An 18,017-nucleotide genomic window follows, 5' to 3' on the forward strand; every position below is an offset into this window, starting at 1 on the left:
ACGCGATGAAGAGATGGACCAGCCTCGCCACCGCGGCGGTGCTCACGCTCGGTCTCGCGGCGTGCAGCGACCCGGCCGCGGAGACCGGCACCGACACCGCCGCCACGTGGGCGGACCCGACCGCGAAGCTCGATGGCGTCAAGCTCACGATCTGGGCCGCTCAGAACAGCAACACCGTGCCCAAGAAGGTCGTCGAGGGCTTCCAGGCCGCGACCGGCGCCACCGTCGAGGTGGTGACCATCCCGGACCCGTACGAGCAGGGCATCCAGACCAAGGTCGCCACGGGTGACAAGCCGGACATCGCTTTCTGGCAGCCGACCGCGTCGATGCTCACCGCCATCAACGCCAAGACCAACCTCCAGCCGTTGAACGACGCGCCGTGGCTGACCAAGCTGTCCCCGGACCTCAAGGACATCACGGGCATCCTGGACGGCACCCGGTACGCCGCGCTGATCACCAGCCCGGCCGTCGAGGGCGTCTACTACAACAAGGAGGTCTTCGCCGCGAACGGCGTCACGACCACGCCGAAGAGCTTCGACGAGATGGTGACGCTGGCCCGCACGCTCAAGGGCAAGGGCGTCACGCCGTTCTACGAGATGGCCGCGGACCGGTGGGCCACCCAGTGGTGGGTGCAGGTGCAGCTCGCCGACGCGGCGAAGGCCGGCTTCTGGGAGAAGGTCAACAAGGGCGAGGCCACGTTCAACGACCCGGTCGTGCTGGACGCGATCAAGACCTACAAGTCGCTGATCGACGAGGGTCTGTTCAACAAGAACATCAAGACCGCGAAGTTCGAGGACCAGGGCGCCGCGCTGCTGGCCGGCGAGGCGGCGATGGTCGTGCAGGTCAACTCCTTCTTCGGCCAGCTACAGGCCAAGGCCGACACCGCCACGCTGGACAAGAAGATCGGCTTCTTCCCGATCTCGCCGTCGGGCAACGTCGGCACGTTCATCCCGGACCAGTCCAACGCGCTGGTCGCGTTCAAGACCGGTGACGCCAAGCGCGAGGCGGCCGCCCGGCAGCTCATGGCGTACTGGATGGGGCCCGGCTACGCCGACTTCGTCACCGACCGCAACACCGTCTCGCTGGAGACCGCCGTGCCCAACCCGGCCGGGGTGCCCAAGGCGCTGCTCGACGTGCACGCCGCGCTGCCCACCTCGGTCGGCTCGATGCAGGCGCTCGCCGTCGCCAACCCCGACCTCTACATCAACCTGGCCGACATGATCACCGGAACGATGTCGCCGGAGCAGGTCGCCAAGGCGACGCAGGACCAGTTCGCGCAGCTGGCCAAGGCGGCCGGGGCGCCCGGGTTCTAGCGATGCCCACTCTCGAGGAGACGCGGGTGCCGGAGCGGGCCGCGAAGCCCGCTTCGGCGCCGCGCCGCGCCCGTGGCGCCATCAACCGCAGCACGCACCCGATGTGGTTCCTCGCCCCGGCGCTCGCGATCCTGCTGGTCTTCTTCTTCCTGCCGACCGTCTACAACTTCGTGTACGCGTTCACCGACTGGTCCGGCTTCAAGGCGCAGATCAACCCGGTCGGGTTCGACAACGTCGAGGAGCTCGCCGGAAGCGGCACGCTCTTCCGGGCGCTGCGCACCACCGTCGTGTACGCGGTGCTGGTCGCGATCTTCCAGAACGTCTTCGGGTTCGCGCTGGCCGTGCTGCTCGAACGGGACACCTGGCTCAACCGGCTGGCCCGGGTCTTCTTCCTGGTCCCGGTGCTGATGTCCGCGCTCGCGGTCGGCTACATCTTCCAGGCGCTGCTCAAACCTGAGGGGAGTGTCAACAAGCTCATCGGTGGTGTGACCGGTCAACCGTTCGACTACGCCTGGCTGGGGGACACCACGTGGACGATCGTCGTGGTGGCGGCCATCCACGGGTGGAAGTGGATGGGCCTGTCGATGCTCATCTACCTGGCCGGCCTCAAGACGATCCCGGAGGACCTGATGGAGGCGGCCCGCATCGACGGGGCGTCCCGGTGGCGCACGTTCTGGCGGATCCGGTCGCCGCTGCTCGCCCCGGCGGTCACGTTCAACGTCGCCACCGCGCTGCTCGGCTCGATGAACGGCTTCGACATCGTGCAGGCCACCACCGGCGGCGGACCGGCCCGCACCACCGAGATCCTCAACATCTTCATCTACCGCACGTTCGGCCAGGGCCTGTTCGCCCAGGCCACCACGATGAGCCTGATCCTCTTCCTGCTGGTCGCGCTGATGGCGTTCCCGGTGATCTACCTGCTGCGCCGAAGGGAGCGGGTGCTGTGAGCGAGCGTGGCAAGCGGCGCTTGCCCGCGACGACGGTGAGCGAGCGATCAAAGGAGGCGTTGTGAACAGCGACTCGGCGATCTGGCGCCGGCTACAGCCCTTCGTCGCCACCGCGCTCGTGGTAGTGCTGATCGGCGTTCCACTGTGGCTGGTCGTGGTGACCGCGGGCAAGTCGCAGGGGGAGGCGCTCAACCCCGACCTGTCCCTGCCCTCGGACTGGCAGCTGTGGGCCAACCTGAAGTCGGTCTGGAGCGAGGGCGACGTGCCGGCCGCGTTCTTCGGCAGCCTGCTCGTCGTCGCACCCACGGTCGCCGGCGTGCTCACGTTCGGCTCGATGGCCGCGTGGGTGCTCGCCCGGCGGGCCACCCGCGTCAGCGCGGTCCTCTACGCGCTGGCCATCAGCGGCATCGTGCTGCCGCCGGCGGTCGTGACCGTGGTGCTGCTGCTGCGCCAGCTCGGGCTCGCCGGCACCGCGGTCGGGATGATCGGCGTCTACATGGGCATCTACATGTCCACAGTGGTCTTTTTCGTCACCGGCTTCGTGCGCACGATCCCGGCGTCGCTGGAGGAGGCCGCGCAGATCGACGGTGCCGGCCCGTTCACCGTCTTCCGCCGGGTGGTGCTGCCGATGCTGCGCCCGGTGCTCGCCACCGCCACGATCCTCATCTGCCTGTACGTGTGGAACGACGTCTTCTACGCGTTCTTCGTCGTGGGCGGCCGGCTGGACACGCTGCCGCTCAACCTCTTCCGGGTCGCCAGTGCCGGTCTCTACCTCAACAACTGGCACCTCATCTTCGCGTACGTGATTCTCATGAGCCTGCCGCTGGTGGCGGTCTTCGCGGTAGCCCAGCGGAAGATCATCTCTGGCATCACCAGCGGCGCTGTGAAGTAGGAGTCTCCCTTGAAGGTTCTTTCCGTCCTTGCCCTGGTGGTGGTTGGATTGTCCGTGCCCGCCTCCGCGGCCGCCTCCGCCTCCGCGGCCGCCTCCGCCGACGTGCTCGCTGTCGACTTCGGACAGACCACCGGCGCCTTCCGCGGCGGCGCCACCGGCACCCTGTACGGCTTCGGCGACGACGGGGCGCCCACCCAGGCGCTCATCAACGGCGCGCACATCACCAACACCTCGCAGAAGGCGCCGTACGGCACCCAGCACCCGAGCGGCGACGCCCTCAAGGTGGAGGACGGCTTCTTCCGCAAGCACGGCGAAGACATGTACATCTACGTCCAGGACTACTACCCGGACTGGTCGTACAACGGCGGCCGGCGCCCCGGCGACACCCGCACGTACAACCAGGCCGACGGCACCTACGTGGACACGCCGAACGGGGTCTGGGACTACCTGGAGGTGGTCGAGTTCGTCACCGAGGCGGTCGCGGCGCGCTCGTCCCGGCCGGAAAGCTACGTGTTCATCCCGTTCAACGAGCCCGACGGCGGCAACTGGTACGCCGACTGGGGCACGCTGAAGGACACGTTCCTGGCCGACTGGAAGGCCACCTACGACAAGATCCAGGAGGTGTACGCGCGGCACGGCCTCGGCCACGCCCGGATCGGCGGCCCCGGCGACACCCGGTGGCAGCCGGCCCGCTCCGCCGACTTCCTCGTCTACGGCAAGGCGCACGGCGTGCTGCCCGACATCTTCATCTGGCACGAGCTCGGCATCGACAACCTGCGCACGTTCCGCGGAAACTACGCGGCGTACCGCCAACTGGAGAAGGACCTCGGCGTCGGCCCGATCCACGTCAACGTCACCGAGTGGGGCATGCTGCGCGACATGAGCACGCCCGGCCAGCTGATCCAGTGGCTGTCCATCATGGAGGACCTGAAGATCGACGGCCAGACCGCGTACTGGAACTACGCCGGCAACCTCAGCGACAACAGCGCCCGCGCCAACGCGGCCAACGCCGGCTGGTGGATGTTCAAGTGGTACGGCGACCTGGCCGGCAGCCGCACCGTGGCGGTCACCCCGCCGGCGCTGAACACAGTGGACACCCTTCAGGGCATCGGCGCGATCGACAGCCGCAACAAGCGCGCCACCGTGCTCTTCGGCGGTGGCGGCCAGCCGGTGTCGCTGCGCCTGTCCGGCCTCGGCTCGCTGGGCCACCGCGTCGACGTCGAGGTCCGCGAGATCACCCTCTCCGGCGCCGAGGGCGTCTCCGGCGCACCCCGCGTGGTCAAGGTGCTCGACGACGCCCGCCTCGACCGCGGCAAGCTGAGCCTCGACGTGCCGGTGTACGACCGCTACGCCGCGTACCAGGTGCTCGTCACCCCGGCGCAGGACCGCGCGCCCACCCTCTCCGGCTGGCAGGCGAGCATCGAGGCGGAGCAGGCAAGCCTGACCGACGCCACCGTGTACCAGCAGGACCCGCTGAACGGCGGCGGCTGGAAGTTCCTCGCGTCGGGCGGCCACGACGTCGGCTCGTTCAACCGGCCGACCTCCAAGGCGGAGTGGACGGTCACGGTGCCGCGCACCGGCAGCTACCGCTTCCAGGTCATCGGCGGCACGCCCGGCGTACCCGGCCGGCACGCCCTCTTCGTCGACGGCGCCGGCCCGACGATCGTCCAGTACCGGGCGGACCTCGCGCTCACCTCGGTGCAGCGGTGGCAGTACCGGGGCAGCGCCGAGGTGACGATCCCGCTCACCGCCGGCGAGCACACGCTCTCGCTGCGGTCCAGTGTGGACGGCGCGACCGTGCTGCCGAACTCCGACATCACCCTCGACAAGCTCCTGCTCACCGACGTCACCGGCGGCGAACCCACCATCTACCCGGCCTCCACGCTGCGCTACTACGGCGGCGCGCACGTCACGTACGACGTGGCGAGGGCCCGCGGCCACGGCCTGATCCAGGGCCGCGGCGAGCGCGCCGACGCGTACCTCCAGGCCTGGGAGACCGGCTACCACGACCTGACCGTCGACTACCGGAGCCAGCGCGCCACCGACCTCGGCCTCACCGTGAACGGCCGCCAGGTCGCCACCTTCCGCGCGCCCCGCGCCGGCGCCTGGCGCTCCACCGTCCGCGTCCACCTCAGCCACGGCATCAACGAGGTCGAGGTGCGCTCCAGAAACGGCGCCCTGGTCGGCGAGCTGACCACCACCCGGGTGGCCGAGGCGGACAGCGCGGCGGTCACGGTCGAGGCGGAGGACGCGATCCGGCACGGCGCCACGGCGGTCGCCACGTACGCGGACGGCTCGGGCAGCAACGCCTCCGGCCTGAAGGGGCTCGGCTTCGTCGGCAACGGCGCCGCGAACACGTTCGAGGTGCCCCGCGGCCCCGGCTTCGACCGTCCGGGCGACTACGACATCGCGGTCACGTACGCCAACGCGGAGCTCAGCGGCCGCCACGACTACAACCCCCAGGTCGTCGACCGCCGCCTGGAGGTCACCGAGACCGGCGGCGGCAGCGCGTACGCGTACTTCCGCTACACCTACGCCTGGAACAGCTTCCTGGAACGCACCATCCCGATAACCCTGACGACAGCGGACGCCCCACTCGTCTTCGGCAACCCCAACGCCTACGCCCCCGACATCGACAAGCTCGTCATTGCCCCCGCGGTCGTCGGCAAACCCACGACAGCCCCCCGCTGACCATCCATGTAGATCAGGGACCTCGGTGGCGTGTCGCACGGCGCGCCGCGCCACCAAGTCCCGATCGACAAGCAGATTGCCCCCGTCCGCGCCAGCTGCGGGCCGTATGCTCCCGCGGGCACCGCTCCGGCCGGCGGCTCGCCAGGGCTCGCCGAAACCCCCGGCCTCCACTGCCAGCTCCGCCGTTCAAGCCCCCAGACGCGCGGCGCCCGCGCGGCAAGCTCTCGGACGCGCGGTGCCCGTGCCGCCAAGCTCATCGGCGAGACAAGGCAGTAGTCTTCGACGCGCTCGACGACCTCGTCCGCCGCTTGGTGCCCTGCGGGCTCCCTCTTGGCGAGGGTGATAAGTGGGGGCGGCGCCCCGGGTATCGCGAAGGTGATAGGAACCGGGGCGGACTTCGTGGCTGGACTGACGTCGCGCGCTCAAACGATGCGATGTCGATCGTGAATTCGGTCGGCCGGTGAATTGGTTGTCGTTGGCGCGAGATCCACCGCGGCCTGGTCCTGAGGAAAGGAGCGGTCCTTGCTGATGCTGGCGATGGTCGGCGATGCGGCGATCTCGCCGGCGCGTTTTTACACCGCGCGGATGCCGCCCCCTGGAGACGCCGGGAGTTTCCGCTGCTCAGGTGGGGTAGACGTCGAGGTTGCGGGCAGATGTCGAGCTGGGTGTGGTGGGTGGTCCCGGTGCGGCTCTGCTGGTGGGCCTGGCGCGACCGGACTGACCGCCGGTGCGGCGCGGGAGCTGTCGCGCAGGTGGCGGCGGCGGTGGCCGTGGCGCTGGACCAGACCCCAGGCGCGATGGCGCTCATGCGCGCGACGGAACTCGTCACGCTCGGGAGAATAGTTTCGCGACGCGGTCCGGTCACGCATTTGGGCGAGCGCGGCCGACGTGAACAACTGAAGCTGCCGCATACCTAATTGTCCCGCGGCCGGCGGGAAATTCTCGCCCCTAACCGATGGTGGATCATGCCAAAAACGTTTTGCGTCGCTGGCTCCTATGGCTTCCGATATCTCAAGCGTTTGGTACGCCGATAGTGGTGACCAACGGCGGATGAGTGGGGCCGCGGGAGCGACGGTCCGGACCACGACGGACGTCGCGGTAGCTCGAATTCGCCTTGGCGATACATCGCCTAGAGCCCTTTCGGAGTCGAGGTGGCCAGGCGCTGAGTTCCTTTAGGACAAGGATTTGGGCTACCGCGATGTCCGTCGTGGTCCAGACCGCTGCTCCCGCGGCCTCACCCGTCCGCCGTTGGTCGCGCTCACCCTGCGCGTAACCGGCCCGGGGAGAAAGGGGGCGGATGGATTGAGTTCGTGCCAGGCAGTGGTCGACGTTTGTCCACAATGCCCGTTCCCGGATCGGCGATCCGGGAAAGCAACAAGTCTCGTCCCCTGGCTGGTGACGCTGCGTCAGGATGGCGGAGGTAGCGCCGCGAAGACCCTTCGGGCTTGTCCCGCGGAGCCGGCTGTGGACGGCCGGGGGTTTCGGCGAGCGCTGCGAGCCGGTGCCGGGAGCGGTGCCCGCGGGAGCACACGGTCCGTCGCTGAGGCGGACGGGGAAAATCTGCCGGAACGCCGCCGCGCGCGTAACCCCGACTCCGAAAGGTCTCTAGAGTGGGCTTGATGATCACGGAGTTCGCGGTGGCCGGCCCGGGGGCCGGTCCGTACGGAATTGTGGGCGGGCCCGACGGGGCGCTGTGGCTCACGCTGGTGCACGGCGGTGGGATCGCCCGGCTCGACCTCGGGGGTGGCGGGGTCACCACGTTCCCGCTGGACGCGCCGGCCTGCGGGCCTTCGGTCATCACGGCGGGGCCGGACGGGGCGCTGTGGTTCACCCGCAACCGTGACCACCGGATCGGTCGGATCACGACCGGTGGGGAGAGTGTGTCGTTCCCTACGCCTACGGCGGAGAGCGGGCCGTTCGGCATCGCGGCGGGCGCTGACGGCGCGCTGTGGTTCACCGAGATGAACGCGGACGCCGTCGGTCGGGTCACCACGGATGGCGAGGTCACCGAGTATCCGCTGCCGGTGCGCGGCGGCTTCGCCTCGATGATCTGCGCCGGGCCCGACGAGGCCATGTGGTTCACGCTCAACCAGGCGAACGCGATCGGGCGGATCGGTCTCGGCGGTGCGGTCACCTTGCACGCGCTGCCCACCGAGGGCGCCGCGCCGGTCGGCATCGCCCGTGGCGCCGACGGCGCGCTGTGGTTCGTCGAGATCGGCGCGGGTCAGGTCGGTCGCATCGCGCCCGATGGTGAAATCACCGAGTATCCGCTGCCGGACCGGGGCGCCCGGCCGCACGCGATCGCGGCCGACCCCGACGGAGGCTGCTGGTTTACCGAGTGGGGTGCCAACCGGGTCGGGTACGTGAGCCCCGGCGGGGAGTTTCGCCACCACGACCTGCCGACGCCCGGCGCCGAGCCGCACGGTCTCGCGGTCGGGCCGGACGGTGCGGTCTGGGTCGCGCTGGAGACCGGCGCGGCCGCCCGGGTCACGCCGTGGGGGACGTGACCCGGGCGGCGCGGCTACCGAGCGGGGTAGGTGATGGCCGGCCGGGGTGGTGTGGCCATGCCCGAGCCGAGGAAGTAGTCGACGTGGTGTGACTGCATGTACCCCTTGAGGGTCATGGCGTTGCGGTAGGCGGGGTTGTGCGCGAGCGTGTACAGCCTCGTGGTGGACGGCTGGTTGGTGGTGAAGACGATGAGCTCGTTGAAGGCGGCGTTGGTGTAGACGACCTCCTCGCGCCAGTCGCCGAGGATGTCGCCGTAGAACGTTGGTTGCACGCCCTGGCTGGCGTCGACGGCGCCGTAGTTCCAGGTGCTGACGAGCCGTGGCACGCTGCCGGTCCCGGTCGGGGCGGTCGGGTTCCACTTCTCGATTTTGCCGTCGTTGAGCAGCTCCATGGTGATGTCGCCGTCCCACCACAGGCCCAGCTGCGGCCAGGGTTGGAGCGTGGTGTTCGACTGGGTGAGCTGGTTGGTGGGGGCGTTGTAGAGGCCGGAGAAGGCCCAGACCTCCATGCCGGGGAAGCGCGGGTCGACGTCGCCGGCCATGCCCCGGCCCACGTCGGCGGTGCCGGACTCGACGTGCTGCCAGATCATGTTGCCGGTCGTGGCGTCGTAGTAGTAGTCGCGCAGGCCGCTGGGGTTGACCTGCTGCACGCCGTACCCCTGGAGGCCCGGCCGGTTCGGGTCCATCTTCGTGATGTGGAACCGGTCGCCGTGGATGATGCCGCGCGGGGCGAGGGAGTAGCGGAGGGTGCCGTTGCCGTTGAGTACGAAGCCGATCTCGGCGATCTCGTCCCGGCCGTCTCCGTCGACGTCGACGATGCGGGTGTTGTGCCCGTCGGGAAGGTTCTGGTTGCCGCGCAGGAACTTCCACTGCATGCTCAGCGCGCCGCCGGTGAACCGCCACGCGGTGAACATCAGGTTGAAGTCGCCGGAGCCGATCCGGTTCTTCATGTACGCGACGAGGCTGGGGTTGACGCCGTCGAGGTGGCCGACGCCGAAGCGCGCGTACAGCGGACCGTCGGAGAGGTAGTCGGTGGGCACCGCGGCGGTGGCGCGGGCCGCGCCCGTCATGCCGTCGAGGATGGCGATGGCCTGGCGGGTGTTGTCGCTCAGGCCGTTGTACGTGACGCCGTTGCCGAACCGGACGCCGTTGGCGATCCGCACCGCCACCTCGGCGCGGCCGTCGCTGTCGAGGTCGTACACGGTGACGCCGTCGTTGTGGCCGATGTCGATGGTGGACGATCCACCCTCGATGTTGTCCTGGTTGGTGCTGTTGGGTCCCATGTCGACGGACCAGAGGAACTGCCCGTTGCTCCGGTACGCCTCGATGGTCTGCGGCGACGTCTGCCGGTCGAGCACGTAGTCGTACTCGCCGTCGCCGTCGAGGTCGCCGACCCAGACGAACTTGACCGCGCCGCCGCCGCGGATCGGCACCCGCACGACAGGCTCGGTCGCGTGGTTGGCGGTCAGCGTGAACGCGCCGCTCGGTGCCTGCTCGGCGCCGCCGACGACCGGCCGCACCCGGTAGGTGTTGGCCTGGGCGAGGTTGGCCGTGCTGTCCACATAGTTCGTTCCGCCGGTCAGGACGGCCGGGTTGAGCCTGGTCTCGGCGCCGCCGCCGGTGGAGCGGTACACGTTGAAGCCGATGCCGGCCGGGTCGAGGCCGAGCAGCCGCCAGCTGACCAGCACCTGGTTGGTGCCGGAGCGGACGGCCACGACGCCGCGGCCGAGGCTCTCCATCCGGCGGCCGTTTGGCGGCGGGGTGGTGGTGCCACCGGTGGTGACGTCGAGGTAGTCGACGTTGGGCAGCCCGCCCGCGGTCGTCGCGGCGAGCCGGATGGTGTTGTTGCCCGCGTTGAGCTGGACGGTCAGCGTGCGGGTCGCCCAGGCGTTCCACGCGCCGGTGCCGTCGAAGGGTACGCCGGCGTGTGCCACCGAGCCGTTCACGCTGACATCGGCCGGGCGCCCGGCCGCGGCACCGTTGGCGTACCGGATGTCCACTGTGGCGCTGCCGGCGGCGGGCGCGTTGACCGTGAACTGCGCCGCGACCCCGGTGCCGCTGTTGGTGTCGCAGAACCCGCCGCCGGAGTAGCCGGAGTGGTTGGAGGCGATGGTGCCCTCGCAGGTGGCGGGGGCGTTCTCCGCCTCGTAGCGGGTGGTCGCGGCGGACGCGTGGAGCGCGACGACGACGCCGGCTCCGAACAGGAGGGTCGCGGCGGACGCGACCGTCAACGAACGTCTCATGGTAAGCCTCACGGAAGGTGGTCGCCGACCAGCGCGAGGCACTGGATCGCGGCGAGTCCGTACTGGGCACTTGCGTTGGTGGACACGAACGCGGCCTCGTCGACGGGCTTGAGCACGGCGGAGCCGCCGACCCGCACGGAGCGCCAGTTGAGGTTGCGCGGGTAGCCGGCGTGTCCGGTGTAGAACTCCTGCCAGGCGCGGGCCGCGAGCGCCTCGTTGCCGGTCTTCACGGCGGCGTACGCGGTGAGCCGGGAGTGCGCCTGGCGCAGGTTGAGGTTGCCGAACGACTGGCCGGTCTCGGCGATCTGCTCGGCGGCGGTGCCGTTGTACAGCCGGCAGTACTGGAGCCAGGCGTCGGTGAACTCCGGCATGTCGACGAGGTCGATCAGCTCGCTGCACATCTCGACGAGGCCGAACACCGCGCCGAGCGAACCGACCGACACCACCGGCTGGGCCGGCGCGAACTCGCCGGTGTCGAGGTCGTAGAGGCCGCTGCCCTGGATGAACCCGTTGGGCATGGCGGCGATGGTGCGCGCCGTGTTGAGCAGCTTGGTGCGGGCGATCGGGTTTCCGCCGCGTTCCCACTCGGTGAGCCAGGCCGCCGCCAGGCCGCTCCAGTCGGTGCCGGTGCCGATCGACAGCGCGTGCGGGTCCGGCTCGTACGGCTCGGTGCGGATCTTGCGGATCGGGTCGAGCACCAGGAAAGTGCGGTCGGAGTCGACGAGGTCGCGCATGAGGTCGCCGACCCGCTCGTCGGCGGTGAGGAAGTAGTAGACGCGGCGGTACGCGGCGCTGCTGATCCGCAGCTGCTTGGCGCTGTCGGCCCAGTGCAGCACGCCGTGCCGGGTGCCGAGGTCGCGCCACTTGCCGAGGTGGTAGACGTCGACCTCGCCGGTGTGCCGGGTCATCGCCTCGGCGAAGCGGAACACGTCCGCGCGGCCGGAGCGCAGGTACTGGTACCACAGCCAGAGGTCGGGGGAGAGTTCCGAGTTGGCCCAGGCGTAGCCGCCGACGTCGTACCGCCACACGTGCCGGTCGGTGTCGTAGCTGTGCATGATGTCGCCGTAGTGCCAGAACCCGTACCAGGAGCGCTGGTCGACCTGCTTGCGGTGGTGGTCGAAGAGGAAGTCGAGCCGGTCCTCGATCTCGCGCCGGGCGTCGGTGCTCCGGTCGACCGGGCTCCAGTCGCCGAACACGCCGGCGGCGTGCAGGTGCTCCGGCGTGCTGACGACCAGCGGCGGCGCGGCGGTGGCGGCGGCGAGCTGGGCGAAGCGCTCGGCGGAGGGGGTGGCGTCGAGCGCCCAGAACGACAGCTCGGTGGTGCGCGCGATCCCGTACGGGGTGCCGAAGCCGGGCTCGTAGTCCTCGTACGTGATCTCGAGGCCTTCGAGCTGCTCCGGGTAGGTGTCCTGGCCCATGCCGTCGTGGTAGAACCGCAGGTCCATCGGGGTGGCGTCGGGCGACCACAGCCAGGCGGTGACCTCGGCGTGCTCCCCGGCCGCGCCGCGGACGTCGAGCTGGGTCGGGTGCAGCTGCCAGAAGTCCTTCATGCCGAACGCGAGCCCGCCGGAGACGCCGCCGGCGTAGGCGAGGCCGCTGGCCCGTCGCCCGGTGTCGACCTGCACCCAGCCGTGCCCGGCGCTGGTCCGCTTGCGGATGTCGAAGCAGCCGTCGGCGAGCTGCCGGAGGCTGTAGTCGCCCCAGGCCGGGATGAGGTGCAGCCGGCTGGTCACCCGCTGGTCCCATGTGGACGGATCCGGGAGGGGCCGGCCGGCGATCTGCGCCTGGCGCACGGCCGCGCCGGGATCGCGGCGCAGGCCGGTGATGCCGCGGACGGCCTCGCCGAGCACACCGTCGCCGTCGCCGGCGAACCGCACGTGCCGGTCGTAGAGCTGGTCGGCCATCGGCACCCGGAACCGGACGCCGAGGCCGCTGATGAAGTCCTTCTTCTCGTTGCCGTCGAAGACGAAGGTGTGCACCATCCGGATGCCGTCGCTGCCCGCGTAGAGGTAGAACCGCACGGTGAACGGCAGCCACTCCCGGCGGCCCTTGTCCGCGCGGTGCTTGCCTTCGACCCGGACGACCGCGCGGACCGGGCCGCTCTGCTCGACGGTCACCTTGTGGATCTCGCTGGTGAACCGCTCGGTGTGCACCGTGGCCGGGGCGTCGTCGGCGTCGTCCTTGCGCAGGCACACGAGCGTGCCGTGGGTGGCGACGGTGCGGTCGCCGCGGACGATCTCGCGCACGAGCACCCGGCCCTGGCGGGCGAACACGCAGCGGATGGCGCCGGTGTCGACCTCCACCTCGCGGCGGGTCTCGGTGACCTTCAGGGGAGCGGCCGGCGCGGCCGGGGCGCCGGGGCGCAGCGTGTATCGCTCGGCGGGCGGGACGCCGGTGCCGATCGCGTGGGCGGTCCACTTGACGCTGCCGTCCGGCCAGAAGCCGATCGGCCACGACTGCACGGGCACGGCCGCGCCGTCGGCCGTGGCCAGCGACAGCTCCTGGCCGCGGGCGAGCGTGCCGCGCGCCCAGGGCACGCCCCAGGTGGAGCCGACGAGCGCCGAGGGGGTGCCGCCGTCGAGCCAGCGCAGGGGCACGTCGGCCGGCTCGACCGCGGCGAGGGTCTCGGCGGTGGCTCCGGCGGGCGCCGCGGCGGCCGGGCGGGTGAGAGGCAACTGGGACGCGGCGCCGGCGATCGCCGCGCCCATCAGCAGGCTGCGCCTGGGCAGCTGGGGCATGGCGCACTCCACTTCGTGGGGGTGGAAAACGCTTACTATGACCATGCAGGTAACCAGGAGTGCTGACAGCTGTCAATACCTACTTGTACCTGCTTGATCCGCTGCCGGAGGCTCGTCTAGGCTCGTGCGCATCGCTACAAACGTTTTAACAAGGCTGCCGCCGGTCGACCCCCCGCTGTCGCCGTACACCGGGTGGACCCGCGCGCACTGGGAGGCGCTCGCCGACCACCTGCTCGACGCGGTGGTGCCCTACGCGACGCCCGGCTTCGCGCGGTTCCGCCTGCCCGGCCGGCCCAGCATCTCCGGGCTGGCCAGCGACGGCCTGGAGGGGTTCGCGCGCACGTTCCTGCTGGCCGCGTTCCGGATCGCCGGCGCCGGGGGCGAGGTCGCGCCGTCCCTTCTGGAGCGCTACGCCGAGGGGCTGGTCCACGGCACCGACCCCGGGCACCCGTACGCGTGGCCGGTCGCCGCCGACTGCTCCCAGCAGATCGTCGAGGCGGCCTCGATCGCCGTCGCGCTGCACGAGACCCGCCCGTGGCTCTTCGACCGGCTCGACCCCGGCGAGCGTGAGCGGGTGGTGGCCTGGCTCGACGGCTTCGCCGGCAAGCGCACCTGGCAGAGCAACTGGGTGCTGTTTCCGGTGATGGTCCAGCAGTTCCTCGCCGGCGCCGGTGGGCCGCACGACCCGGCCGCGGTGGAGGCTGGGCTCGACCGGATCGAGCAGTGGTACGTCGGCGACGGCTGGTACACCGACGGCGACGGCCGCAGCTTCGACTACTACGCCGGCTGGGCGCTGCACCTCTACCCGCTGCTGTGGGCCCGGATGTCCGGCGACGAGGCGCGCGCCGCCCGCTACCGGGAGCGGCTGCGGGTGTTCCTCGACCAGTACCAGCACATGTTCGCGAGGGACGGCGCGCCGGTCCACCAGGGACGGTCGCTGTGCTACAGGTTCGCCGCGGTCGCTCCACTGTGGCTGGGCGAGCTGTTCGACGCGACCCCGCTGCCGGCCGGCCGCACCCGGCGGATCGCCAGCGGGGCGCTGCGCCACTTCGTCGAGCGGGGCGTGCCCGACGAGCGCGGGCTGCTCAGCCTCGGCTGGTACGACCGGTTTCTGCCGTGCGTCCAGCACTACTCCGGGCCGGCCTCGCCGTACTGGGCCAGCAAGGCGTTCGTCGGCCTGCTGCTGCCCGCCGACCATCCAGCGTGGACGGTGCGGGAGGCGGCCGCGCCGATCGACGAGGGCGACCGCGTGGTCGCGATGCCCGGCCCCGGCTGGCTGGTGCACGCCACGCGGCACGACGGGATCGTCCGGCTGGTCAACCACGGCAGCGACCGGGCCCGCCACATCGCGCCCGAAGGGCTGGAAGACCCGCACTACGCGCGGTTCGGGTACGCGTCGCACGCCGCGCCCGAGGCCGGCGAGGACTCCCGCGTGCGGGCGGTCGACGGGCACCTCGCGGTCATGGCCCCCGACGGCACCGTCTCCCGGCGGCGCCGGATCGAGCCGGTCGCCGCGCACGACCGCTTCGCCGCGTCGGCCTATGTGGACAAGACGCCGGAAGGCCCCGTGCGGGTGGTCACGGCCTCGGTCGCGCGCGGGCCCTGGGAGGTGCGGGCGCACCGGGTCACCGCGCCGGCCGGCCGCACGGTCAGAGACGGCGGCTACGCGCTGGCCGGCTCGCGCCCGCCGTCCGTCCACACCGGACCCGGCTGGGCTCGGGTGAGCCGGCCGGACGGGCTCTCCAGCGTCGTCGTCGGCCTGCACGGGCTGGGCGGCGCCGCGGTCGCCCCGGCGGTCGACGCGAACGCGTACGGCGTCCGCTCCGCCACGCCGTACCTCACCGGGCCGCATCCCGGCGGGAGCGCGGTCTTCGTCTCGCTTGTGGCACTGACCGGTGACCGGGTCGAACCGGCCGCGCTGGCCGACGCGTTCGCCGTGGCGGTCGACGGCGACACGGTCACCGTGACGTATCCGGACGGGGAGCGGGTCGAGGTCGCGCTCGGCGACACGCCGTCCTACGCACGCCATCCGGCCGGCGGCGGCACGCCGGTCCGCTGGTCCGCGGGTTGACACCGCCCGGTGTTTCTGTAACCGTTTTCTGCAAACTTGCCGAGGGAATGGGGGACGATGGCGCGGCAGGCGAGCGATCCCGCGGACCGCCGGCGGTCCACGATCCGCGAGGTCGCCGACCGGGCCGGCGTCTCCGTCGCCACCGTGTCCCGGATCCTGACCGGCAGCTACCCGGCCGCCCCGGCCACCCGGGCCCGGGTCATGCGCGCCGTCCGCGATCTCGACTACGTGGCCAACGCGCACGCCCGCGCCCTGGCCGGCACGCCCAGCAAGAGCGTCGCCATCGTGCTCAACTCGGTGATCTCGCCGCACTACGCGCACGTCGCGCAGGGCGTGGAGACCCAGGCGGCCGCCGAGGGGCGGCTGTGCCTGGTCGGCACCACCGGCGGCGACCCGGAGCGCGAGCTGGCGATGGTCAAGTTCATGCGCGAGCAGCACGCCGAGGCGGTCATCCTCGTCGGCAACGTGGTCGCCGACGACAAGTACCGGGAGCGCATGAGCCAGTACGCGCACGCGCTGGCCGCCATCGGCTCCTGCCTCGTGCTGTGCGGCCGCCCGCCGCTCGGCCCCGACGTGCCCGCGGTCGTGGTGGAGTACGACAACGCGGGCGGCGCCTTCGCGGCCACCAGCCACCTGCTCTCCGCGGGCCACGAGCGGATCCTCTTCCTCGGCCGCCGCCCCGGCTACACCACCGCGGAGGGGCGGCTGGCCGGATACCGGCGGGCGCTCGACGCGCACCGCGTGCCGCACGACCCGGCGCTGGAGGTCGAGGGCACGATGGAGTGGCACGAGGGCTACCGGATGATGAAGGCGCGGCTGGGCGACGGCCCGCCGGACTTCACGGCGGTGTTCTGCCTCAACGACCTGATCGCCGGCGGCGCGCACAAAGCGTTGCGGGAGCGCGGTCTGCGGGTGCCCGACGACGTGTCGATGGTCGGTTTCGACGACCTGCCGCCGTCGCTCGACCTCGACCTGACCACCGTGCACCTGCCGCACGAGGAGGTCGGGCGCACCGCCGTGCGGCTCGCGCTGGAACACGAGACCCGCGGCGGCACGCCACCCCACGTCACGCTGGGCACCCACCTCGTGGTGCGCGACTCGGTCCGCCCCCGCCTGCCCTGACCGACCCGAGGCCGGTCGGGGTAACCGTTACACGAGCCGTTTCCGAGGAGGTCGACCGTGCCGGACCGCCCCGCCGCGGCGCTCGCCATGCAGGACTGGGCGCTGTCCGGACTGTTTCCGCCCGACCTGCTGGAGCGGCTGCGGACACTGCTGCGGCTGCCGCCCGGCCCGGCGCTGACGTCGTTCGGCACGGCGGAGGCGGGCGCCGCCCTGCGCGAGGCCGAGGTACTGGTGACCGGCTGGGGCTGCCCGCGGATCGACGCGCAGGTGCTCGCCGCGGCGCCCCGCCTGCGCGCCGTCGTGCACGCGGCCGGCTCGGTGAAGCGGCACGTCGACCCGGTCGTGTTCGCGCGCGGCGTCGCCGTCTCCTCGGCCACCCGGGCCAACGCGGTGCCGGTCGCCGAGTACACGGTCGCCGCGGTCGTGTTCGCGGCCAAGCGGGTGCTCACCCGGGCGCACTGGTACGCCCACGACCGCGCGGCCGGCGACTGGCGCTCGGGGGCCGGCACCGGGCTGTACGGGCGGACGGTCGGCGTCATCGGCGCCTCGACGATCGGCCGGCTGGTGCTGGAGCGGCTCCGCGCGTTCGACGTCCGCCCGCTGGTCGCCGACCCGTACCTGACCGCCGCGGAGGCCGAGGCGCTCGGGGCGGAGCTTGTCGACACCGACGAGCTGTGCCGCCGCGGCGACGTGGTGACCGTGCACGCGCCCGCGCTGCCGGAGACCCGCCACCTGCTCGACGCCCGGCGGCTGGCCCTGCTGCCGGACGGCGCGACCGTCGTCAACACCGCCCGCGGCTCGCTGGTCGACACGGCCGCGCTCACCGACCACTGCGCCAAGGGTCGGATCGACGCGGTGCTCGACGTCACCGAGCCTGAGCCGCTGCCGGTCGACCACCCCCTGCTGCGCCTGCCGAACGTGTTGGTCACCCCGCACCTGGCCGGGTCGCAGGGCAGCGAGCTGCGCCGGCTGGGCGACTTCGCGGTCGCGGAGGTGGGCCGTATCGTGCGCGGCGAGCCGCTTCTGGGGCTGGTGCGGGCAGACCAGCTGCACCGCATCGCCTAGACTGCGGGCGCGATTGACCCGCATCAAATGGGTGATGCCGCGGCGCACAACGAATTGCGCATTGCCTGGGGCAAAGAAGATCGCTAGGTTGCTGTTGTTCACGCTCACGTGAAAATTTTTCACCACGAGTGAAGAAACTGTCGGCCAGCGCGAGAAGAGCGATGTCGCACACCAGCTTATTCGTCGGGAGACTCGGCGTGCGGGTCCAGATGGATGGCCCTTTGGCGGCCATCGACGGGCTCCTGACCTGGCAGGAGTTCGAGTCCACGCTCGCCGCGATCGTGGGCGGGCCGGTCGCGCTCGCCGAGCGGAAAATCGCCGTCGAGCGCGACGGCGAGCGCGGCACCGTGGTCACTTACGGACATCTGACCGACGGCTCGGCCGCATTGTTGCGCCAGGTCCTTTCGCGGACATAAATAGGCAGGACT

Annotated in this window: 12 protein-coding genes; 10 read left to right on the top strand and 2 right to left on the bottom strand. The window is 71.3% G+C overall.

All coding sequences use genetic code 11. From position 1 onward, the window contains the following. Positions 1–5: 5 nt before the first annotated feature. The 6 genes from ACTMTJ_RS28615 (at position 6) to ACTMTJ_RS28640 (ending at position 8,350) form a co-directional block, all read left to right on the top strand. Positions 6–1,313, top strand: a complete 1,308-nt coding sequence (locus ACTMTJ_RS28615; RefSeq protein ID WP_441221308.1) for an ABC transporter substrate-binding protein — start codon at positions 6–8, stop codon at positions 1,311–1,313. 2 nt (positions 1,314–1,315) lie between these two features. Then, entirely contained in the window at positions 1,316–2,260 is a 945-nt protein-coding gene (locus tag ACTMTJ_RS28620; protein ID WP_441221310.1) for a carbohydrate ABC transporter permease, read from the top strand. 61 nt (positions 2,261–2,321) lie between these two features. Beyond that, a complete protein-coding gene (locus ACTMTJ_RS28625) occupies positions 2,322–3,152 on the top strand; it encodes a carbohydrate ABC transporter permease (protein ID WP_441221312.1) in 831 nt (276 codons plus the stop codon). A gap of 9 nt (positions 3,153–3,161) precedes the next feature. Further along, on the top strand, positions 3,162–5,843 hold the full coding sequence (locus tag ACTMTJ_RS28630; protein WP_441221314.1) for a hypothetical protein: 2,682 nt from the start codon (positions 3,162–3,164) through the stop codon (positions 5,841–5,843). Between the two features lie 653 nt (positions 5,844–6,496). Next, positions 6,497–6,760: a hypothetical protein gene (locus ACTMTJ_RS28635; protein ID WP_441221316.1), complete on the top strand. Its 264-nt coding sequence runs from the start codon at positions 6,497–6,499 to the stop codon at positions 6,758–6,760. A gap of 702 nt (positions 6,761–7,462) precedes the next feature. Then, positions 7,463–8,350 (top strand): Vgb family protein, encoded by an 888-nt coding sequence (locus ACTMTJ_RS28640; RefSeq protein ID WP_441221318.1) that lies wholly within the window; start codon positions 7,463–7,465, stop codon positions 8,348–8,350. 14 nt (positions 8,351–8,364) lie between these two features. On the opposite strand, the gene ACTMTJ_RS28645 is transcribed toward ACTMTJ_RS28640, so the two are convergent. Together ACTMTJ_RS28645 and ACTMTJ_RS28650 are read right to left on the bottom strand one after the other, a co-directional pair. Further along, entirely contained in the window at positions 8,365–10,593 is a 2,229-nt protein-coding gene (locus tag ACTMTJ_RS28645; protein WP_441221320.1) for a carbohydrate-binding protein, read from the bottom strand. 8 nt (positions 10,594–10,601) lie between these two features. Next, on the bottom strand, positions 10,602–13,331 hold the full coding sequence (locus ACTMTJ_RS28650; protein WP_441221322.1) for an exo-rhamnogalacturonan lyase family protein: 2,730 nt from the start codon (positions 13,329–13,331) through the stop codon (positions 10,602–10,604). A 124-nt stretch (positions 13,332–13,455) separates the two neighbouring features. Between ACTMTJ_RS28650 and ACTMTJ_RS28655 the strand changes: the two genes are divergently transcribed. The 4 genes from ACTMTJ_RS28655 (at position 13,456) to ACTMTJ_RS28670 (ending at position 18,005) form a co-directional block, all read left to right on the top strand. Beyond that, positions 13,456–15,402, top strand: coding sequence for a DUF2264 domain-containing protein (locus ACTMTJ_RS28655; protein WP_441221323.1), 1,947 nt, complete (start codon positions 13,456–13,458; stop codon positions 15,400–15,402). A gap of 57 nt (positions 15,403–15,459) precedes the next feature. Beyond that, positions 15,460–16,524 carry a LacI family DNA-binding transcriptional regulator gene (locus ACTMTJ_RS28660; RefSeq protein ID WP_441221325.1) on the top strand — a complete coding sequence of 355 codons (1,065 nt, stop codon included), beginning with the start codon at positions 15,460–15,462 and terminating at the stop codon, positions 16,522–16,524. A 57-nt stretch (positions 16,525–16,581) separates the two neighbouring features. Beyond that, positions 16,582–17,589, top strand: a complete 1,008-nt coding sequence (locus tag ACTMTJ_RS28665; RefSeq protein WP_441221327.1) for a hydroxyacid dehydrogenase — start codon at positions 16,582–16,584, stop codon at positions 17,587–17,589. Positions 17,590–17,810: 221 nt separating this feature from the next. Next, on the top strand, positions 17,811–18,005 hold the full coding sequence (locus ACTMTJ_RS28670) for a hypothetical protein (protein WP_441221329.1): 195 nt from the start codon (positions 17,811–17,813) through the stop codon (positions 18,003–18,005). The last annotated feature ends 12 nt before the right edge of the window (positions 18,006–18,017 follow it).

The sequence above is a fragment of the Phytohabitans sp. LJ34 genome (assembly GCF_052068095.1).
Classification (GTDB): Bacteria; Actinomycetota; Actinomycetes; order Mycobacteriales; family Micromonosporaceae; genus Phytohabitans.

What these genes read in the sequence shown, in the direction of transcription:
- ACTMTJ_RS28660 (WP_441221325.1), top strand. Translation starts at nt 15,460, where the DNA reads ATGGCGCGGCAGGCGAGCGATCCCGCGGACCGCCGGCGGTCCACGATC.
- ACTMTJ_RS28635 (WP_441221316.1), top strand. Translation starts at nt 6,497, where the DNA reads ATGTCGAGCTGGGTGTGGTGGGTGGTCCCGGTGCGGCTCTGCTGGTGG.
- ACTMTJ_RS28650 (WP_441221322.1), bottom strand. Translation starts at nt 13,331, where the DNA reads ATGCCCCAGCTGCCCAGGCGCAGCCTGCTGATGGGCGCGGCGATCGCC.
- ACTMTJ_RS28620 (WP_441221310.1), top strand. Translation starts at nt 1,316, where the DNA reads ATGCCCACTCTCGAGGAGACGCGGGTGCCGGAGCGGGCCGCGAAGCCC.
- ACTMTJ_RS28615 (WP_441221308.1), top strand. Translation starts at nt 6, where the DNA reads ATGAAGAGATGGACCAGCCTCGCCACCGCGGCGGTGCTCACGCTCGGT.
- ACTMTJ_RS28645 (WP_441221320.1), bottom strand. Translation starts at nt 10,593, where the DNA reads ATGAGACGTTCGTTGACGGTCGCGTCCGCCGCGACCCTCCTGTTCGGA.
- ACTMTJ_RS28640 (WP_441221318.1), top strand. Translation starts at nt 7,463, where the DNA reads ATGATCACGGAGTTCGCGGTGGCCGGCCCGGGGGCCGGTCCGTACGGA.